The organism is Pedobacter sp. PLR (genome assembly GCF_026239675.1).
Lineage (GTDB): Bacteria > Bacteroidota > Bacteroidia > Sphingobacteriales > Sphingobacteriaceae > Pedobacter.
The window spans coordinates 338,452-356,489 of record NZ_JAPIVQ010000003.1; the positions used below are offsets into that span (position 1 = coordinate 338,452).

At 42.9% G+C, this 18,038-nt stretch carries 13 protein-coding genes; 9 read left to right on the top strand and 4 right to left on the bottom strand.

Annotated elements, in window-relative coordinates; all coding sequences use genetic code 11:
- Positions 1-6: 6 nt before the first annotated feature.
- The 4 genes from OQX61_RS08535 to adiC form a co-directional block, all read right to left on the bottom strand.
- Positions 7-699, bottom strand: coding sequence for a CAP domain-containing protein (locus OQX61_RS08535; protein WP_265841239.1), 693 nt, complete (start codon positions 697-699; stop codon positions 7-9).
- 236 nt (positions 700-935) lie between these two features.
- The gene (locus OQX61_RS08540; protein WP_265841240.1) at positions 936-3,344 is read right to left on the bottom strand and encodes a TonB-dependent receptor; all 2,409 of its coding nucleotides are present in this window, start codon (positions 3,342-3,344) and stop codon (positions 936-938) included.
- Positions 3,345-3,620: 276 nt separating this feature from the next.
- Positions 3,621-5,927 (bottom strand): Orn/Lys/Arg decarboxylase N-terminal domain-containing protein, encoded by a 2,307-nt coding sequence (locus tag OQX61_RS08545; RefSeq protein ID WP_265841241.1) that lies wholly within the window; start codon positions 5,925-5,927, stop codon positions 3,621-3,623.
- 12 nt (positions 5,928-5,939) lie between these two features.
- Positions 5,940-7,259 (bottom strand): arginine/agmatine antiporter, encoded by a 1,320-nt coding sequence (gene adiC / locus OQX61_RS08550; protein ID WP_265841242.1) that lies wholly within the window; start codon positions 7,257-7,259, stop codon positions 5,940-5,942.
- Positions 7,260-7,416: 157 nt separating this feature from the next.
- Between adiC and OQX61_RS08555 the strand changes: the two genes are divergently transcribed.
- The 9 genes from OQX61_RS08555 (at position 7,417) to OQX61_RS08595 (ending at position 18,017) form a co-directional block, all read left to right on the top strand.
- Positions 7,417-8,322: a cation diffusion facilitator family transporter gene (locus OQX61_RS08555; protein WP_265841243.1), complete on the top strand. Its 906-nt coding sequence runs from the start codon at positions 7,417-7,419 to the stop codon at positions 8,320-8,322.
- Between the two features lie 61 nt (positions 8,323-8,383).
- Complete coding sequence (locus OQX61_RS08560) at positions 8,384-9,652, top strand: DcaP family trimeric outer membrane transporter (RefSeq protein ID WP_265841244.1); 1,269 nt, start codon at positions 8,384-8,386, stop codon at positions 9,650-9,652.
- A 375-nt stretch (positions 9,653-10,027) separates the two neighbouring features.
- Positions 10,028-10,591, top strand: a complete 564-nt coding sequence (locus OQX61_RS08565) for a helix-turn-helix domain-containing protein (protein ID WP_265841245.1) — start codon at positions 10,028-10,030, stop codon at positions 10,589-10,591.
- 4 nt (positions 10,592-10,595) lie between these two features.
- On the top strand, positions 10,596-11,711 hold the full coding sequence (locus OQX61_RS08570) for a porin (RefSeq protein WP_265841246.1): 1,116 nt from the start codon (positions 10,596-10,598) through the stop codon (positions 11,709-11,711).
- 59 nt (positions 11,712-11,770) lie between these two features.
- Positions 11,771-13,201 carry an anion permease gene (locus OQX61_RS08575; RefSeq protein WP_265841248.1) on the top strand — a complete coding sequence of 477 codons (1,431 nt, stop codon included), beginning with the start codon at positions 11,771-11,773 and terminating at the stop codon, positions 13,199-13,201.
- A 9-nt stretch (positions 13,202-13,210) separates the two neighbouring features.
- Positions 13,211-13,894, top strand: a complete 684-nt coding sequence (locus OQX61_RS08580) for a succinate dehydrogenase cytochrome b subunit (RefSeq protein ID WP_265841249.1) — start codon at positions 13,211-13,213, stop codon at positions 13,892-13,894.
- Positions 13,885-15,801, top strand: coding sequence for a fumarate reductase/succinate dehydrogenase flavoprotein subunit (locus tag OQX61_RS08585; RefSeq protein ID WP_265841250.1), 1,917 nt, complete (start codon positions 13,885-13,887; stop codon positions 15,799-15,801). The genes OQX61_RS08580 and OQX61_RS08585 overlap by 10 nt, the downstream gene beginning before the upstream one ends.
- Before the next feature lie 10 nt (positions 15,802-15,811).
- On the top strand, positions 15,812-16,558 hold the full coding sequence (locus tag OQX61_RS08590; protein WP_265841251.1) for a succinate dehydrogenase/fumarate reductase iron-sulfur subunit: 747 nt from the start codon (positions 15,812-15,814) through the stop codon (positions 16,556-16,558).
- Between the two features lies 1 nt (position 16,559).
- Positions 16,560-18,017: a TolC family protein gene (locus OQX61_RS08595; protein ID WP_265841253.1), complete on the top strand. Its 1,458-nt coding sequence runs from the start codon at positions 16,560-16,562 to the stop codon at positions 18,015-18,017.
- Positions 18,018-18,038: the final 21 nt, after the last annotated feature.

Below are 18,038 nucleotides of genomic sequence, written 5' to 3' on the forward strand. Positions count from 1 at the left end.
TAAAAATTAATCCGGGAGGGATACAAAGTCGATGACAGCACAATAACGGTACCTTGGGTGAGGTTGAATACTCAAACCAACCGTGTTCAGCTCAGCGGATTTGTTTAAGATCAGTTTTCGGTGTCCCAGGTCCGGAACACCCTTGTCCAGCAGTAACATACATACGTTTTCCAGGCCGGAATTGAAACCAAAAGCGATACATTCTCCATTAGATCTTTTCGGATATACGGTAGCAACACGTTGGTTTAGCGTACGCCCGTCTTTAGAAGTATGGCCCGCATAATTGTTTCTGTTTAAGTCTTTTGCATGTGCTCTGGCAACATTACTGAGCGCCCTGTCCGGCCAAAACACCGGAAAATCCTTAACCTGTTGAAGATCTCTTCTCAATGTGCGGTAGTAATTGTCATTTCTGCTCACTTTTAGCTCCTCATAATTACCATATTGCCTTACTCTGGTATTGTAGGCATCTACAAAATCCTGAAAATAGGTGTCAAAAAATCTGGCACCATCCATTCTGGCCAGGTTCATGTAAATCACCATATCTTTTTCTTCGGGAGTCAGATAACTGGCATTACCCGCGGTATTGGCCATTCTCAGCTCTTCTCTGGTCCAGCTGTCATCTGGTGAAAGGATATTAGACTGAGGAGCAGGGCTGGTAAACGGGAGGGTTAGTAAGAGCGCAAGGGCAATAATCTTCATCTTATCTTTCTTTATTCAGGGCCCGGTTATAATTTAGCGGGTCTCTTTCGTGCATTAACGCAAAACACAGGCCATTCGGTATAGGCAGGACTATTTTTTTCTTCCATATAGGATTGGAATTCCTTATCCTGCTAAAAAACTCCGGCTTGAAAATCAGTCAGTAAAGAAAATCCCCTGCAAACAAAAAAGGAGTTGTCTGAAAAGACAACTCCTTTTTAAAAATATATTTTAGCGTCTTAGAATCTGTAGCTTAAGGTAGTCATAAATTGTCTTGGTGGAATTGGGTTGATACTGTAGTTCTCATGAACATAGTAATTTAAAGTATTTCCAATATTCGAAACTTTACCCAGGATAGAGAACTTTTTAAAGTTGTAACCAGCAGATAAATCAAATGTAGTGAAACCTTTAACCGGAATCAGACGTGAGCCGGTAGCACTGGCTAAGTCTGCTGGTGTATTGTTCCATCCGGCATAACGTTTACCAGTGTAAAATCCGGAAGCACCTAATTTAAGTCCTTTTACGGCGCCTTCACTGAAAGTATAGAATAATGTTCCATTTGCAGTATGAGCAGTATTTCCTACTAAACGCTCACCTACAATATTACCGTTAGGTAATCCTGATGTTTTGGTGTAGCGCATAAAGTTATAGCTATAACCTGCAAGGAAGTTCAATCCTGAAACAATCGTTCCTGATAAATCAACTTCGAAACCGTCACTTGTCGTTTGACCGGCAAATTCTTTTGCGACCGTTGATTGTCCGTCAGGAAGCACTACACCTTGTACAAAGTCATGGTTAATGATTTTATATACAGATACATTGGCCGTCATTTTTCCATTGAATAAATCATTTTTTACACCCACCTCATACTGATCGATGATGGAAGCTTTAAGATTTGCACCATTAATATCTACACCATTGTTTGGCGCAAAGTTGTTGGAGTAACTTGCAAACAGGGAAGTCGTTTTGAAAGGTTGGTAAACAAGTCCAACTCTTGGAGAGAAAGCCTGATCGTATTTAGCCTTTACTGTAGGAGATTTAATAGTTTCACCTGTTGCTACTGAATATACATCAGGAGCAGCGATTGCCTGGTAAGAATAACGTAAACCGGCAAGTACTTTTACTTTTTCAGATACCGCAATTAAATCCTGGAAATAAACACCTACGCGATCTGTTGGCGTTTTTGTAGATCCGGTAATGTTAGTCACCGGCATATCTGTACGTGGCGTAAATTTGTTCGGATCAAGGGTGTTGATTTTATCATAAACCGTATTTGTGTTTAAGTCAAACTGGTTCACCAGGTTCAGGTAACGATCACCGTCAATACCAACTAATAAAGTATGTTTGATGGTACCTGTCTTAAAGAAACCATTTAAGTTTACCTGGCCGGTATAATAATCTTCCGCAGTTTTTGAACGGGTTAACTTACGATCAAGGTCGCCGTTAGCAGCTGCCTGAATTCTTTCCGAAGAAAAGTAGTTTCTGTTAAAAGATTGGAATGAACCTACTGCGTTTAACTTCCAGTTGTCATTGAACTGGTGGTTTAATTCACCAGAAGCCGTTCCTTGTTTACCTTTATTATATGCCCATGCGGTATTGAAGAATGCAGAACGTGAGATGTTAGTCGGGATTTTTCCGCCTACAGAGCCAATTCCAAAATCAGGAGTGAGGTTGTAGTCTAAATAATCACCTTGTACTAAAAGGCTTGTTTTTTTGCTGATGTTATATAATAAGGATGGGTTTACGTAAACACGCTCAGATTTCACAGTGCTTCTGTAACTTCTTGCATTCTCATAAGTACCAATTACGCGGAAAGCAAGATCCTTTGTGATCGGACCGTAAATGTCACCGGTAGGTTTATATAGATCATAGCTACCTGCACGCAGGGATACCTCACCACCATATTCAAATTGTGGTTTTTTAGTTACCATATTTACGATTGCGCCACTGCTTACATTTCCGTAAAGCAATGCAGCACTACCTTTCAGCACTTCAACACTTTCTAAAGTACTGGCTTCAGGTAAAGCACCAGAATTTGATCTGGCACCATTTTTAAAGTAATTGTTGGCACCAAGGCTATAGCCACGGGCAAAAAAGTTATCTCCGGTAGTTCCTCTGGTAGAACCCAGTGCAATACCGTTTACATTTTTCAATACATCACTTAAACGGTTTGCTTGTTGATCTCTGATCACTTCTTTACCAATAATGGAAACACTTTGAGGGAGATCCATTGGTTTAATTGCAATCTTACCCGCACTAACAGGTTTTAGATTTTGAGATTTATAAGATGAAATTACCACTTCATCCAGATCAGCTGAGCTTTCCGAAAGCGTGAAATCTACGGTAGAAGTTTGTCCTTCTATGACCGTAACTTTTTGAGATTGCACTTTTGAACCAACATAAGAGCACTTAATCGTATAGTTTCCAGCTTTAAGGTTGTTAAAAATGAAAGTACCATCTTCCTTTGACAAGGATTTCTTTCCGTTTTCTACGATCTGTAAGTTTACAAATGCAGCAGGTTTTCCATCAATGGTACTTACTTTTCCAGTAATTGTTCCTCTTACAGGTGCCGAAGCCAATTGGGCAAAAGTGGTATGCGTTATAAATAGAAGTAGCGTAATGTTTAATAAAATGTAAAGTCTCTTCATAGGAGTTTATTTAGATTAATTCTAGAAAGGCGCAAATGTAAGTGCTGATTCTGACAAGTGCAAGAATTATTTAGATTAATTGTAAATAGACTAATGAGGAAAGAGAAATAGTCTTAGCGCTAAGAATAAGCTTCGCGGAGATCAGGGATAGAGAAGAAATGTAAAAATATTTTCAGTCGGATATAATAAACCGGATAGAAGAGCGTCTATATATATGAGAGCGTTAATTTAGACGGGGAGGTTTCGGAGGAAACTTCCCCGTCTTACTTTAAAGACTTATTTTAAACACCAAACATGGTAGGTATCGTCTTTCATTTCTGATCCTTCCACCACCTTTTCAAAACCAGGGAACCTTCTTCCCCAATCCTGCAGGCTGCGGATATAGCTTAACCATGGGCCGTCGGCCGGACCGAAGTTTTCACCCGGCATAATGATTGGAATTCCGGGAGGATAAGGAATAACCCCTACTGCAGAAGTTCTGCCAGCCAATTTATCTAGTGGCAATAACTCTACATCGCCCGACATCAGTTTTTGGAAACCAACCCTTGGCGTGGTGACCGGTTTTGGCAACTGACTAAAAGCTGCTGTTTGCCATTTATCCATGTTGCTTTCTCTCATGGTATGGAACATCTCATCCGCAAGGTCTTTTAGTCCCATCTTTCCATATCGATCAGGATAGTTCGCAGGAAGGTCAGGGATGGTCGCCGTTAATGGTGCATTTTCATCATAAAATCTTTTGAACTCTAAAAGTGCATTGATCAATGTACCCCATTTCCCCTTAGTATTTCCTACAGAGAACAGGCAAAGAACCATAAAGTCTGTCGTTCTGGAAGGGATGATTCCTTTCGCATATAAGAAAGATGACAATACAGCCGCGGGGATCCCCCAGGTACTCAATTTACCATTATCTTCCATCCCGGGGCATAATATCCCTGCTTTAATCGGGTCTAGCATACACCAGTTTTCGGTCATATGATCGAAGCCATGCCAGGCATCTCCGGGCTTTAGTACCCAGCATTTCGGATCATGACTCAGCAATTCTTTAGGCGCATCTGCAAAATCTATCTCTTTTCCAGTTGCCGGATCGGTTACCGTTGGGGCATTCCAGGAACCAAAGAACCAGTCTTTTTTCTGATGGAAAGCACGTTGCGTACGCGCTAATGCCTGACGGAAATCTACGGCCTCATCAATTACATCCTGAATCAGGATTTCTCCCTGTGGACCATCCATCATCGCCGCACCAATTTCATTAGAAGCGATGATCGCATACAATGGAGAGGTAGTGGACTGTAAAAGATAAGATTCGTTAAACCGGCTATGTTCAATTGGCTTTCTGCCATTCCTGACATGGATGTAAGAAGATTGCGATAGTGCAGCTAATAATTTATGCGTAGAATGCGTTACAAATATCGTAGGAGCATCTTTTGGATGATCTTCCGCTTTGCCGCGTAAGCCAAAGCGATCTTTGTATAATGGGTTGAAACGGGCATAAGCATACCAGGCCTCATCTAAATGGATCTGGTCTACGGTTGGGGCCAGTATACTTTCAAGTTCTTTAGAATTGTAACACATACCATCGTAAGTACTGTTCGTGACCACGGCATAAACCGGTCTGTCCTGAACGGCTAAATCTTTAAGCGCATGGTTTTTTATTTTCGACTGGATCACCTCCGGAGAAAATTCTTTCGCTGGAATCGGACCGATGATCCCAAAACGGTTACGGGTTGGGATAAAGAAAACCGGAATCGCACTCGTCATCGTTAAGGATTGCTCGATGGATTTATGACAATTTCTATCGCATAACGCGTACTGTCCATCGCTAACCGCAGCCACAAACACCGCTCTGTTAGAACCGGAAGTGCCATTCAGCATGTTGTAACTTAAATGCGAGCCAAATACTTTGGCTACATAAGCTTCTGATTCTTTAACCGGCCCTTCATGGTCTAGCAGAGAGCCGAGTGGTGTTCTTTCGATCCCGGTATCTGTGCGGAAAAGGTTCTCTCCAAAGTAATCAAAAAATACTCTTCCTACCGGAGATTTTGTAAAGGCAATCCCACCCTGGTGACCCGGAGCAGCCCAGGAATACTCTGCCGAATTTTCAGTATAATTGATTAAGGCTTTAGTAAACGGGGGTAATAGGTTTTCGAAATAATGATGAATCGCAATCTCAATTCTTCCGCCCAGGAAGGAAGCAGTATCTTCCAGCATCCAGATAAATTCATTAGCCAGGCTCATGGATTCTATGGTAAAGGAATGCTGATCGCCTTTCTCTGCCAATAAGAATACCGGTACAGCAGCATTTCTTTTTCTGATTTCCGTTAGTAATGCCGTTCCCTGTTGATGGGTAGTATCGTCATTATCGCCTAAAGTCCAGTCCAGCAATACGCAGCTGATCGCCGCGTCAGAGATAATCACCGATAGGGCATCTTCATAGGAAATCGCTTCGATCACTTCAAAATTACGATCATTCAATTCATTTACCAATGCTCTGACCGCTCTTCCATTGGCTGTATTTAGAATAAGAAGTTCATCATCGATGATCAGAACTTTTCTTTTGTTGAGTTTATTGATACGTTGAATCATAGGTTTATTTATTTAATTAGAATCAAGTGGATATGCTCCTTTATGGGTACGGTTATAATTGAAAGCGTAAAGTGCAGTAGTAATCAGTACAGAAACGAAAGCACCCAATACGGTAGTAGAATCTGAACTTATCACAGACCAGATACAGTAGATAAAGGCAACGCCGATAATACCGATATAAGCATTGCGTTTTTCTCCAAGGTTACCATGACCGATCAGCATTAATGCTGCACAGGTATAGATATAAGGGATAACGGTGAAAATTACGGTGATCGAAGAGACCACGCCGAACTGTTTTGCGGCATTTGGCGAGATGGTAGTCAATTGAAGGATGGTCATCAGGATACCTACAATTATCAAACCCGTTACCGGAATTCCGTCTTTGTTGACTTTGCCGAATATTTTAGGGAACAGACCATCATCAGCTGCTGCTTTTGCCGTTTGTCCGGCTACTAAGGTCCAGCCACCAACAGAACCTAAACAGCCCAACATTGCACAGAAAGCCACCACCGCACCGGCAGTTTTTCCTAAGGCCATCGCTACGGCATCGCCGAAAGGAGAAGAGGAAACCTGTAATTCTGCATTGGGAATCATCCCCATAATTGCAGTGCTGGATAGTATATAAGAAACCGCGGCAATTAATACCCCGCCAACGGTAGCAATAGGTACATTCTTTTTAGGATTTTCTACTACTCCGGCAACGACAGAAGCCGTTTCGACCCCTATAAATGCCCATAACGTAATATTTAACACACTTTGTACGGCGCTAAGCGAGCTTTTTCCACTCACATTCCAGGCCTCCATGTAGGTGCTGCTTTTAAACCAGAACCAACCAAATACAGCCACACCGATAATGGGGATTAAGGCTAAAACGGTAGTCACGGCCTGTACTTTGGTCATTAACCGCGGACCAGAGATATTGATCAGTACAAATCCCCAAAGAATTCCAATAGAGCAAATCGCAGCGGGAATTGGTTCTTTTAAGAAAGGAAAGAAGTAACTGAGGTAGCCTACACCGACCACCACAATGGCGATATTACCCACCCAGGCGGCCACCCAGTACAACATATTGGTCTGGTAACCTAGAAAAGGCCCAAAAGCTCTTCTTGCATACGCATAAGAACCACCCGGACTACGGTCTATCGAAGAGATCTTCGCATACACTATAGATAGGGCAATTGCGCCTACAATGGTGATCAGCCAGCCATAAATGGCAATGCCACCGGTAGAAGCCAGATTTGCAGGCAGAAGAAATACTCCGGAGCCCATGATGTTCCCTGCAACCATCAGCATTACTGGGATTAAACCAACTTTTTTATTATTTTCTGCCATAATGTTTAAGGATTTAGATAGACCCTAAAACAAAGCTATTGATCCACTTCAACAAATAGGAGTAAGGCGTTGAGCAATGCGTTTCACTTTAGAATGTGGAACCTAGTTGGGCAGATACAGGTAGGGCTTTTGTGTATTTTGAGGAATTAAATATATTATGGCCCTGACTGAAAACCGACTGATTAAGCTATCTATTTATCTGACAGGTGTTTTTGCACTTTTAAGCATCTTTTTTGGCTTGCTGACTGATGCCAAGGCCATTATTTTCGACGGTCTTTTCAGCCTGATTGGGATGATCCTTTCTATCGCCTCCATCTTCGCCATCCGCTTCATCAGAAAACCAGAAGACCAGGTGCTTCCTTATGGAAGGGCTCATTTTGAACCTTTTATCATTCTGATACAATGTCTCGTCATCATCTTCCTCTGTCTATATTCTCTGATTACCGCAACGCTGGATTTTATGCATGGCGGTAGAATTGTAAACCTGGATGTCGCCATTGTCTTTTTAATATTTTCTGCTTTTGGATCTCTTGCTATCTGGTTGTATTTCAGGAGAAAAGCGCAGAAAGTAGCTTCTGAGTTTGTGAAAATAGAGGCTCTGGAATGGCAACTGGGTACTTTTTTGAGCATCGCGATTTTAATAGGAATGATGGTTGCCTTTATTTTGGACTGGCTGGGTTTCCATGCCTTTGTACCTTATGTAGATCCTGCACTAGTAATTCTGGCTTCGCTGATTTTTCTCGTCGAGCCAATCCGAACGGGGATCAGGAACCTGAAAGAGCTGCTTTTATTTGCTCCCGATGATGAAGTGGAAAGAACTACCAGGGCACTGGTTCAGGAGATTGTGAGTACTAAGAACTTCCTTGATGTGAAAAGCCATATCGCTAAAACCGGCAAGCACCATCTGATAGAAATTGATTTTCTTTTACCGGAAGGCTATCCACTCCATTCCGTAGATGAGCTGGATTTAATCCGCGCGGAAGTGTACGATGGGATTAAAGATAAAAATAACAACCTATGGCTCACCATTTCTTTCACTGCTCAAAGGCGATGGATGCTCTGAGTTAAGAAAAAGAAGGCCGGGATAAATGAACTATATATTATGTACTATCAAAACTGATCAAATGATGCGACTTCTCCTTAAACTGACACCCGTTTTATTGCTCCTTCAAATGCTGGCGATGACCGCTTTTGCGCAAAAAGATTCCCTGATCCGCAAACGCCTGGATAGTCTGGAAGCCCGCCTGAATTACCTTGACATCAGGTTAAAGAAAAATGCTTCTCCGCCAAGAACGCAAACCAGAAGTGCGGTAGAATCGGGAAGGTATACCGGTGTGGTTATGGCCGACGATGAAAGTGTTGCCCTGCAGATCGGTGGTTTTATCCAGACGGATGCCATTCATGATTTTCACAATAACAACAGCCCTTTAGGCTTTCTCTCTTCCGGAATAGATATTCCCAATGCTAAAAAAAGCAATACAACTTATAGTGTTGCCGCCAGTCGTTTTAACCTCAGTGGACAAATCCCGATTGAAGGGAAAGCGCTGAAAACAGTTTTGGAGTTTGATCTTTTCAACAGCTCTTTTAGTCCGAATTTAAGAAATGCTTATGCCGAATATGGGAAGGTACTAGTCGGAATGTACTGGTCTAACTTTATGGATGTAGATGCTTATCCAAATACGCTGGATTATAATGGGCCTAATGCGATGACTTCCGGTCGGCAAGTACAGTTTAGGTTAACCCTGCCAGTCAGCAAAACCACAGCAGTAGCATTCGCATTGGAAGACCCTCAGAGTTTTCTAACCCTGCCGGAGCAATCGGACTTTAAAGCTTTAAAGCAAATACCTGATATTACCGGCAGTATTCAGTACAGTAAAGATGGAAGTCACCTGCGTTTTGCATCAGTATTACACCCTATTATATACGAAGATGCGCAGCAGAAAAGAGAAAGTAAGCTTGGATACGGCTTAAGTGCGAGTGGCGTATTACAGCAACCCGGAAATAAGGATAATTTCGTGTTTCAGGCCACTTATGGCAAGGGGATCAGTAAATACATTAACGACATTGGCCCGGATAATTACGATGGGGTCTATAATCCGGTCAGCGACAACCTGGAAGTATTGGCTGTTTGGGGAGTATCTGCCTCTTATGATCACTGGTGGGCGGATAAATTTAGCTCGACTGCCGGATGGGGATATTTAAACCTTGAAAATAAGGGGACTGTTGCAGATCAGAACTTTAAAGCGTCTAATTATGGGATTTTAAACCTGATCTATTATCCAAATAGCTTTGTAAAAGGTGGTGTTGAATACTTATATGGCAGCAGAAAGAATTTAAACGGCGATTCTGCCAATAATAGCCGAATTCAGCTTACGCTGCAATTCAGATTTTAGTTTTTCAGTATCTTAATTTTTTGTTAAGAAATTAAATGTTTCCCTTCTTTTATCTTCATAAAAGGAGCGGAACTTTACATAGAATTATTCTGATAATAATCCTCTATTTAGGTAATTATTTATTTCAAAATAAATAAAACCTTTTTCCCTCAATAATGTACTATACTAAACCTCTATCTCTAAAACCGGAGCTTTTAGCTCTTTTTTGTAGAGATGTAGGTTGTGAAATTATTAATTGCTTAGCGGAAAAAACTTACAAAATCCATTACCTATGGAAAAACATACTCCTCATGCTAACAGGTATCTCCGTCCGGGGTAGTTTTCCTGTTGCCTAAAAACATCCTATCTATCCTTGAAATACTAAATGCTCATTACATGGTACATTTTTCCCTGCAAATCGATAATAACGCGTTTGTAAGCGCAGCTTATCTGCTTTTTTTCGTTCCACAAGTCGTAAAACACCCCATTTTCCGATTTATAAATACCCTCAAAAGAAAACTTTCACCTGAACCTCAACCAGAGGTAAACGTCGGGCAACCGATGGAAAAAATCATCCCCTGTCAGGGACACCTGCTCTATGGTAAAGATAAGCGTACTGCCTATCTGGAAACTTTAGAAAGAACACTTGCCGATCAGCAGCCTTTCCTTACCAAAGGGTATTCTATCAAAGATCTTGCAGAAGATACCGGTATACCTGCACATCATCTTTCCTGCCTGATTAACAAGGAGTACCAGTTAAATTTCCAGAATTTTATTAACTTTCAGAGAGTGGAATATGTGAAGTCACAAATCCACCAGGAAGAATGGAAACAATTGTCTTTAGAAGGCATGGCATGGCAGGCGGGATTTACTTCCAGAACTACTTTTTTCAGGGCCTTTATTAAAAACACCGGTAAGGCGCCTTCTTATTATTTAGGTGATGCTCATCAAAAGCTCTAAATTAATGAAGTTCAAAATTCTAACGTTTCTATCAATGCTATGTACACCGGTTTTATTAAAGGCCCAGGGGGTCGAAATACCGGTGTCCTCGAAGACCAAACTTACTTTATCGGGCATGTTGCAAAGCCAGTTTAATTACTCGCTGGACGATGATGTAGACATCAAAGGGCTACATCATTCCGGTGATGAGCATTTTGCGCACAATTCATTTTCCGTAAAACGGGCAAGGGTACAACTGAATGCGGCCATCAACGACCGTATCAATGCGGTGATCCTGGTCAACTTCGGTGACTTTACCGGAAACCCACAAAATAAAGTGCTGGAAAACGCCTATATCAAATATAGTGTCAATGATTATGTGAACTTTCAATTCGGACAGTTCCGTCCGCAATTTGGACAGGAAGATAATTACCCGGTAGACTTTGTCAAATCTATAGACTTTTCTAATCAATACTATCTCTTTGGTGCTAATAGCTGGCAGAGTTTCCAGATTGGTGCAAGTTTCTCTGGACAGATTAAAGATATCGCAATTCCCATTCAATATTCGATAGGTGTTTTTAACGGCAATAACCGGAATCAGGTCAGCGATAATGACGATGGGAAGATTTTTCCTGCGAGAGTAGTCCTTGGCTTAAGCAAAAACACCCATCTGGGTGCCAGTGGAGGAGTAGGAAAGAATATGGGACAGAAGATCTGGGCTTATGGCGTAGATGTAGACTATACCAAAAAGCTGAACGACAGATGGGGGATGAGTTTTGTTTCTGAATATAAGCAAGGCATCAACAGTCAGGAGTTCTTTGGACAGGAAACACCACTGAAACCAGTCAGCAAATATGCCATGAGAGGGGTATATGTGTTGCCAAATGTGAGTTATAGCTTTAAAAACACAAGGTTGAAAGACCTTGAATTTGCCTTTCGCTATGAATATCTGGATGCTGACTTCAGGCAGGCCGGAAATTCCAGGGAGACTTACATTCCAATGCTCAGCGCTTCTTTTGCCGAGGCTTACGCCATCCGCGTACAAGTCGGACTGCAAATGGACCGCTACGAAAGAAATATACCCAACACCACACAATACAATACCAACCGGGTGATCTGCCAGGTGCAGGCCCGTTTTTAATCAGGGGAAACCCGGTTTTTAATAAAATAAGCTTGTTTTAAAATAGTATAAACCAAACTATGCAAGAAATAAACTACAAAATGCTCCTGATTACGCTGGTATTCGGGGCGGTCATTTGGTTCATCCCGGAACCGGAAGGGGTCAAAGCAGAAGCATGGCAGCTACTGGCCATTTTCCTGGCTACTATCCTGGGGATTATTCTCAAGGCCGCTTCGATGGGCACCATGTCTATGATCGCTATTGCTGCTGTGGCCGTGTCTGGCGTACTCGCGCCTGGTGATCCGGGAAAGGCAATCTCTTTAGCTTTAAGTAGCTTCGGTGATAAGGTGATCTGGTTAATCGGGATCTCTTTCTTTATCGCCCGTGGCTTTATAAAAACGGGACTGGGGAGCAGGATTGCCTATCTTTTTATCCGCGTATTTGGTCGCAGTTCTCTGGGCTTAGGCTACGGATTAGGCCTGGCAGATTTAGTGCTCGCACCTGCAATTCCCAGTAACACAGCACGTGGAGGTGGTATTATTTACCCGATTATGAAAGCAATGGCCATCAACTTCGGCTCTTTTCCTGATCAGGAAGAAACGCACAGAAAACTGGGTGCCTACCTGAGTCTGAGCAGTTATAATGTCAACCTCATCACTTCTTCCATGTTCCTTACCGGTACCGCCAGTAATCCCATGTGTCAGAAGTTTGCTGCGGATCTGGGTATTCAGATTACCTGGATGTCATGGATGTGGGCTGCGATTGTTCCCGGTATTATTTCGCTGCTGGTCATCCCTTATGTACTTTATAAAATATATCCGCCGGAAATTAAAGCCACACAGGGCGCAACAAAAATGGCTACGGATAAGCTAAAAGAAATGGGTGCGGTTTCTACCAATGAATGGTTGATGCTCATCGCTTTTGTACTGCTCCTGGTGTTATGGGTAAGCGGCGACTTTTTCAAAATCGATGCCACTACTACCGCTTTTATCGGACTGGTATTTCTCCTGCTTTCCAGGGTATTGACCTGGGAAGATGTGAAAAGTGAAAAAGGTGCCTGGGATACGATTGTCTGGTTCTCCGCTTTGGTGATGATGGGCAGTGCGTTAAATACCCTCGGATTAATTCCATGGCTGAGCAACCTGGTGAAAGATCAGATTGGTGGCCTGAGCTGGACACTCGCCTTTCCCATTATCATACTGGTCTATTTTTACAGTCATTACCTGTTTGCCAGTGCAACAGCACACGTAGCCTCTATGTATGCTGCATTATTAGGGGTAGGCGTAATTATTGGTATTCCACCGATGTTACTGGCTTTATCACTGGGTTTTTGCGGTGGTATTTTCGGCACCTTAACCCATTACGGACATGGACCCGCCCCCGTGTTTTTTGGAAGTACGTATGTAGATGTGAAAGATTGGTGGTCGAGGGGCTTTATTCTCAGCATCATTTTCCTGATCATCTGGATGGGTATCGGTGGACTTTGGTGGAAAGTAATTGGCGTATTTTAATTTAAAGCTATGGATAGAAAAACAAATACCTCTACGCTGATGCGTAAAACATTGATGGCTTTAACTGGCTTATTCCTCTGTTTTTTTCTGGTGATTCACTTGCTGGGAAACCTGCAATTGCTATTGCCAGCAGAACAGGCAAAAGGAAGCTTTAACGGTTATTCCCAACTGCTTTCGGGCAATATATTTATTAAAATCATTTCCTATGTGTTGTATGCCGCTATCATGATACATGGTATAGATGCCCTGGTGATCACCCTGAAGAATAAAAAAACTGCCGGTAAATATGCTGTAGATGGAAGAGCTGCTACCAGCAAATGGTATTCCCGGAATATGGGGATTCTAGGCACATTGATCCTGATCTTCCTGGTATTCCATTTCAAAGATTTCTGGTACCAATACAAGTTTGGAACCTTACCTATGGACGAGTCCGGACATAAAGATTTATACAGTATTGTGATCGCTGCTTACCAGGACTGGTGGTATGTGTTGTTCTATGTGCTTTCTATGTTTGCACTGGGTTATCACTTACTACACGGCTTTTTTTCTGCCGCCCGTTCTCTCGGACTCTACCATCCTAAATACGTTAACTGGGTAAGGAATTTTGGAAAGGTTTACAGTTACGTGATTACGTTCGGCTTCGCAATTATCCCTGTTTATATTTATTTAACGCAGCATGTGGTATGGAATTAAACGCTAAAATCCCGCCGGGCCCCTTAAAAGATAAATGGAGCTTTTATAAAGACCATGCCCGTCTGGTAAACCCCGCCAATAGAAAGAAAATGGATGTGATCGTGGTAGGTACCGGACTATCCGGAAGTGCTGCTGCCGCATCTCTGGGAGAAATGGGCTACAATGTTAAATCATTTTGCTTCCAGGACTCCGCAAGAAGAGCGCATTCTGTTGCCGCACAAGGTGGTGTGAATGCCATGAAAAACTATAAAAATGACGGCGATAGTGTGTATCGCATGTTTTATGATACGATTAAAGGAGGAGATTTTCGCTCCAGAGAAGCCAATGTTTACCGCCTGGCAGAATGTTCGGCACAGCTGATCGATCAGGCAGTAGCCCAGGGCGTACCTTTTGGCCGTGAATATGGTGGATACCTGAACAACCGCTCTTTTGGTGGTGTACAGGTGAGCCGGACTTTTTATGCAAGGGGACAAACCGGACAACAACTGTTATTGGGCGCCTATCAGGCACTCATGAGACAGGTAGCCGCCAAAACTGTCACCTTATATACCAGACATGAAATGCTGGATCTGGTGATCGTAGATGGGAAAGCGAGAGGAGTTATTGTGAGAAATCTGGATACCGGTGAGATCGAAAGACATAGCGCCCATACCGTGATTCTGGCCACCGGAGGCTTCGGTAAGATTTACTATTTGTCTACACTGGCCATGGGCTGCAACGCTTCTGCCATATGGCGGGCGCATAAAAAAGGTGCCTTTATGGCCTGTCCAAGCTGGACACAGGTGCACCCAACTTCTTTACCACAATCAGGTAGTTACCAGAGTAAGCTGACTTTGATGTCCGAATCTTTACGGAATGACGGTCGGATCTGGGTGCCTTTGCAAAATCCTGAAAGTAGGAAACCCAATGATATTCCCGAAACAGAAAGGGATTACTATCTGGAACGCCGTTATCCTGCTTTTGGAAACCTTGCACCAAGGGATATTTCTTCCCGTGCAGCAAAGGAACGCATCGATGCCGGTTTTGGCGTAGGTCCACAGCTCAATGCCGTTTACCTTGACTTTTCAAAAGCGATCAAAGAACAGGGAAAAGACAAGATTAAAGAGAAATACGGAAACCTGTTTGATATGTACCGTAAAATCACAGATATCGATGCTTACGAAGAACCCATGATGATTTCGCCTGCCGCACACTTTTCTATGGGCGGTTTATGGGTGGATTATGAACTGATGACCACCATTCCGGGTTTATTTGCTTTAGGAGAAGCTAATTTTGCCGACCATGGCGCCAACAGATTAGGGGCTAATTCCTTGTTGCAGGCTTGTGTGGATGGTTATTTTATCGCACCCTATGTGGTGTCTGATTACCTGGCCGGAGAAATTAAATCTGCCAGGCTGACTACGGAGGAACAAGAGTTTGTAGATGCCGAAGTTGGCGTAAGAGCACAGCTCGGTAAACTAATCGCCATTAACGGTACAAAAACTGCTGATCACTACCATAAAATATTGGGAAAACTTCTTTACGACTATTGTGGTTTATCAAGAAGCAGAGCAGGATTAACGAAAGCAATACAGGAGATCAAAAATCTGCGTGCAGACTTCTATCAGAACCTCAAAGTGCCCGGTACCGAGGAGGAAATGAATGGAGAGCTGGAAAAAGCAGGCCGCATCAGTGACTACCTGGAAATTTCAGAACTGATGTGTCAGGATGCATTGAGCAGGGAAGAATCTTGTGGCGCCCATTTCAGGGAAGAATATCAGACTCCGGAAGGAGAGGCTTTACGAAACGACGATAAATATTGTTTCGTATCAGCCTGGCAATACCAGGGGGAGGATCAGGAAGAATTACTGGTTCCGGAACCCCTGCATTTTGAAAATGTAGAATTAACCGTAAGGAGTTACAAATAATACAGCGGCTATGAAGATCTATTTAAAAATATGGCGACAAAGTGATGCCGGTAGTCCGGGGAAATTGGTCGGTTATGAATTGGACAATGTGATTCCACACATGTCCTTTCTGGAAATGATGGACACCCTGAATGAACAACTAATTCTAAGCGGCGATCGCCCTGTGGAGTTCGACCATGATTGCAGGGAAGGAATTTGTGGACAATGTGGCATGATGATCAATGGCCGTGCACATGGCCCGGTCAAACATTTAACCACTTGTCAGCTGCACATGCGCGAGTTTAAAGATGGCGATACGATTTATATAGAACCATTTAGAGGGGCTGCTTTTCCGGTGAAAAGAGACCTTCGCGTAGACCGCTCTGCTTTCGACCGAATCATCCAGGCCGGAGGTTTTGTTTCTGTAAACACCGGACAAGCGCCGGAAGCGAACGGCATCCCAATCACACATGAGCAGGCAGAATCGGCTTTCGATAGTGCCGCATGTATTGGTTGTGGCGCCTGTGTGGCTACCTGCAAAAATTCCAGTGCCGCTTTATTCACCTCCGCTAAAATTGCACACCTCGTTAAATTACCACAGGGAAAGATGGAATCGAAAAAACGGGTATTGTCTATGGTGGCACAAATGGACCTTGAAGATTTTGGTCATTGTACCAATACCGAAGCTTGTGAAGTGGAATGTCCGCAAAGCATTTCCGTCCTGAATATCGCCAGAATGAATTGGGAATATACCTTGAGTAAAGTTTTAAAAAAGTAACATGTTTAAAGAAATACATACCTATAAAAGTTATGTCCTCCTTTGTGGCCTGATGGTCTGGGGGATCGGGGCAAACGCACAGAATACTACTTTGGAGGATTGTTTTAAGCTCGCACAGCAAAACAACCTGACCCTGAGACAGGCAAAGTCTTCCCTGGCTTCCGGAGAAGCCAACCTGAAAGCAGAGCAGAAAAGCTACCTGCCTAAGGTGGATTTACTGTCCAGCTATACCTATCTGAGCAGTCCTTTAACCATTAACCTGCAACAGGCAAGGGATGGGGTGGTGAACGGTTCTTCGCAGCAAAGTGTCAATACGGCCAATGAAGTGTTCAAAGAAATTACCGGGAATCCCCTTCCACAATCGGTACAAGACCGCATTTACAACACTTCTAAAAATGTGATCGGCGCTATTTACCCGGATTATAATCCTAGCCTGAGCCGACAGTCTTATTTTGTAGCTGGAGTAGGTTTTAGACAGCCTATATTTCTGGGTTATAAACTGGATGCTGCGGGGAATCTCGCAGAATCATTGGTTAAATCGGCAGACATCAATGTAGACCTGGTAGGTAAGGAAGTAGAATTCCTGATTTCTTTGCAGTACCTGCGGATTTTATTCCTGAATACTTTGCTGCGCGAACAGCAAACGATGGTGACCGCATTAACTAAAAATAAGGTTTACGCACAGGAGCTGGTGAAAAACGAAATCCTTGCCCCATACCAGAAAAGCTGGACAAATGTGGTCCTGATTCAGGCAGAGAGCCAGTTCAATAACATTAAACTAGAGCAGGAAAATGCGAAAGTAGAGTTGAATAAACTGCTGGGTATCCCCTTGGATTCGAATATCGTAATCGCCGATACGCTAAAATACCGCCATATCGTGCCGGCGGCACCAAAAGAAGATTTTTGGGTATCAAACCCCATTTACAGACTCGCAGGAAGTAAAATCAACTATGCGAAAACCGCAGAGAAGATCAGCAAATCCTTTTCCCTACCTAATATTTTTGCCATTGGTAATTACAACCTTTACCAGAAAGACCTTCCGGTAACGATGCCAGATTGGTTTATCGGCGTAGAAATGCAATGGAGTTTATTTAACGGACAAACGCGTAAACGCACACAAGCAGCCAGAAAACTCGTAGAAGAGGCTAAACTTGGCGAGCAAAGTGCAGGATTGGCCTTACAGGTGCAATCAACAGTGGCCAGAAATAAAATGAGGTCGCTGCAAAATGATGTGAACGCCTTAGACAATGCCAGGAAAGAAGCACATACCACCAGTACGCTTATCGGCGAAAGGATGAAAAATCAACTTTCTTCTCCTAAAGATGTTAATGATGCTTTACTGTTCGAAACAGAGATTGATAAAGGCTATCATACTGCCGTTTTTGGCTATTATCTGGCCGTTGCCGCTTACTTTAATAGTATAGGAACTCCCAAAGAACTGGCACAATTCCTTAAATAAATTATCCGCATACAATTACAA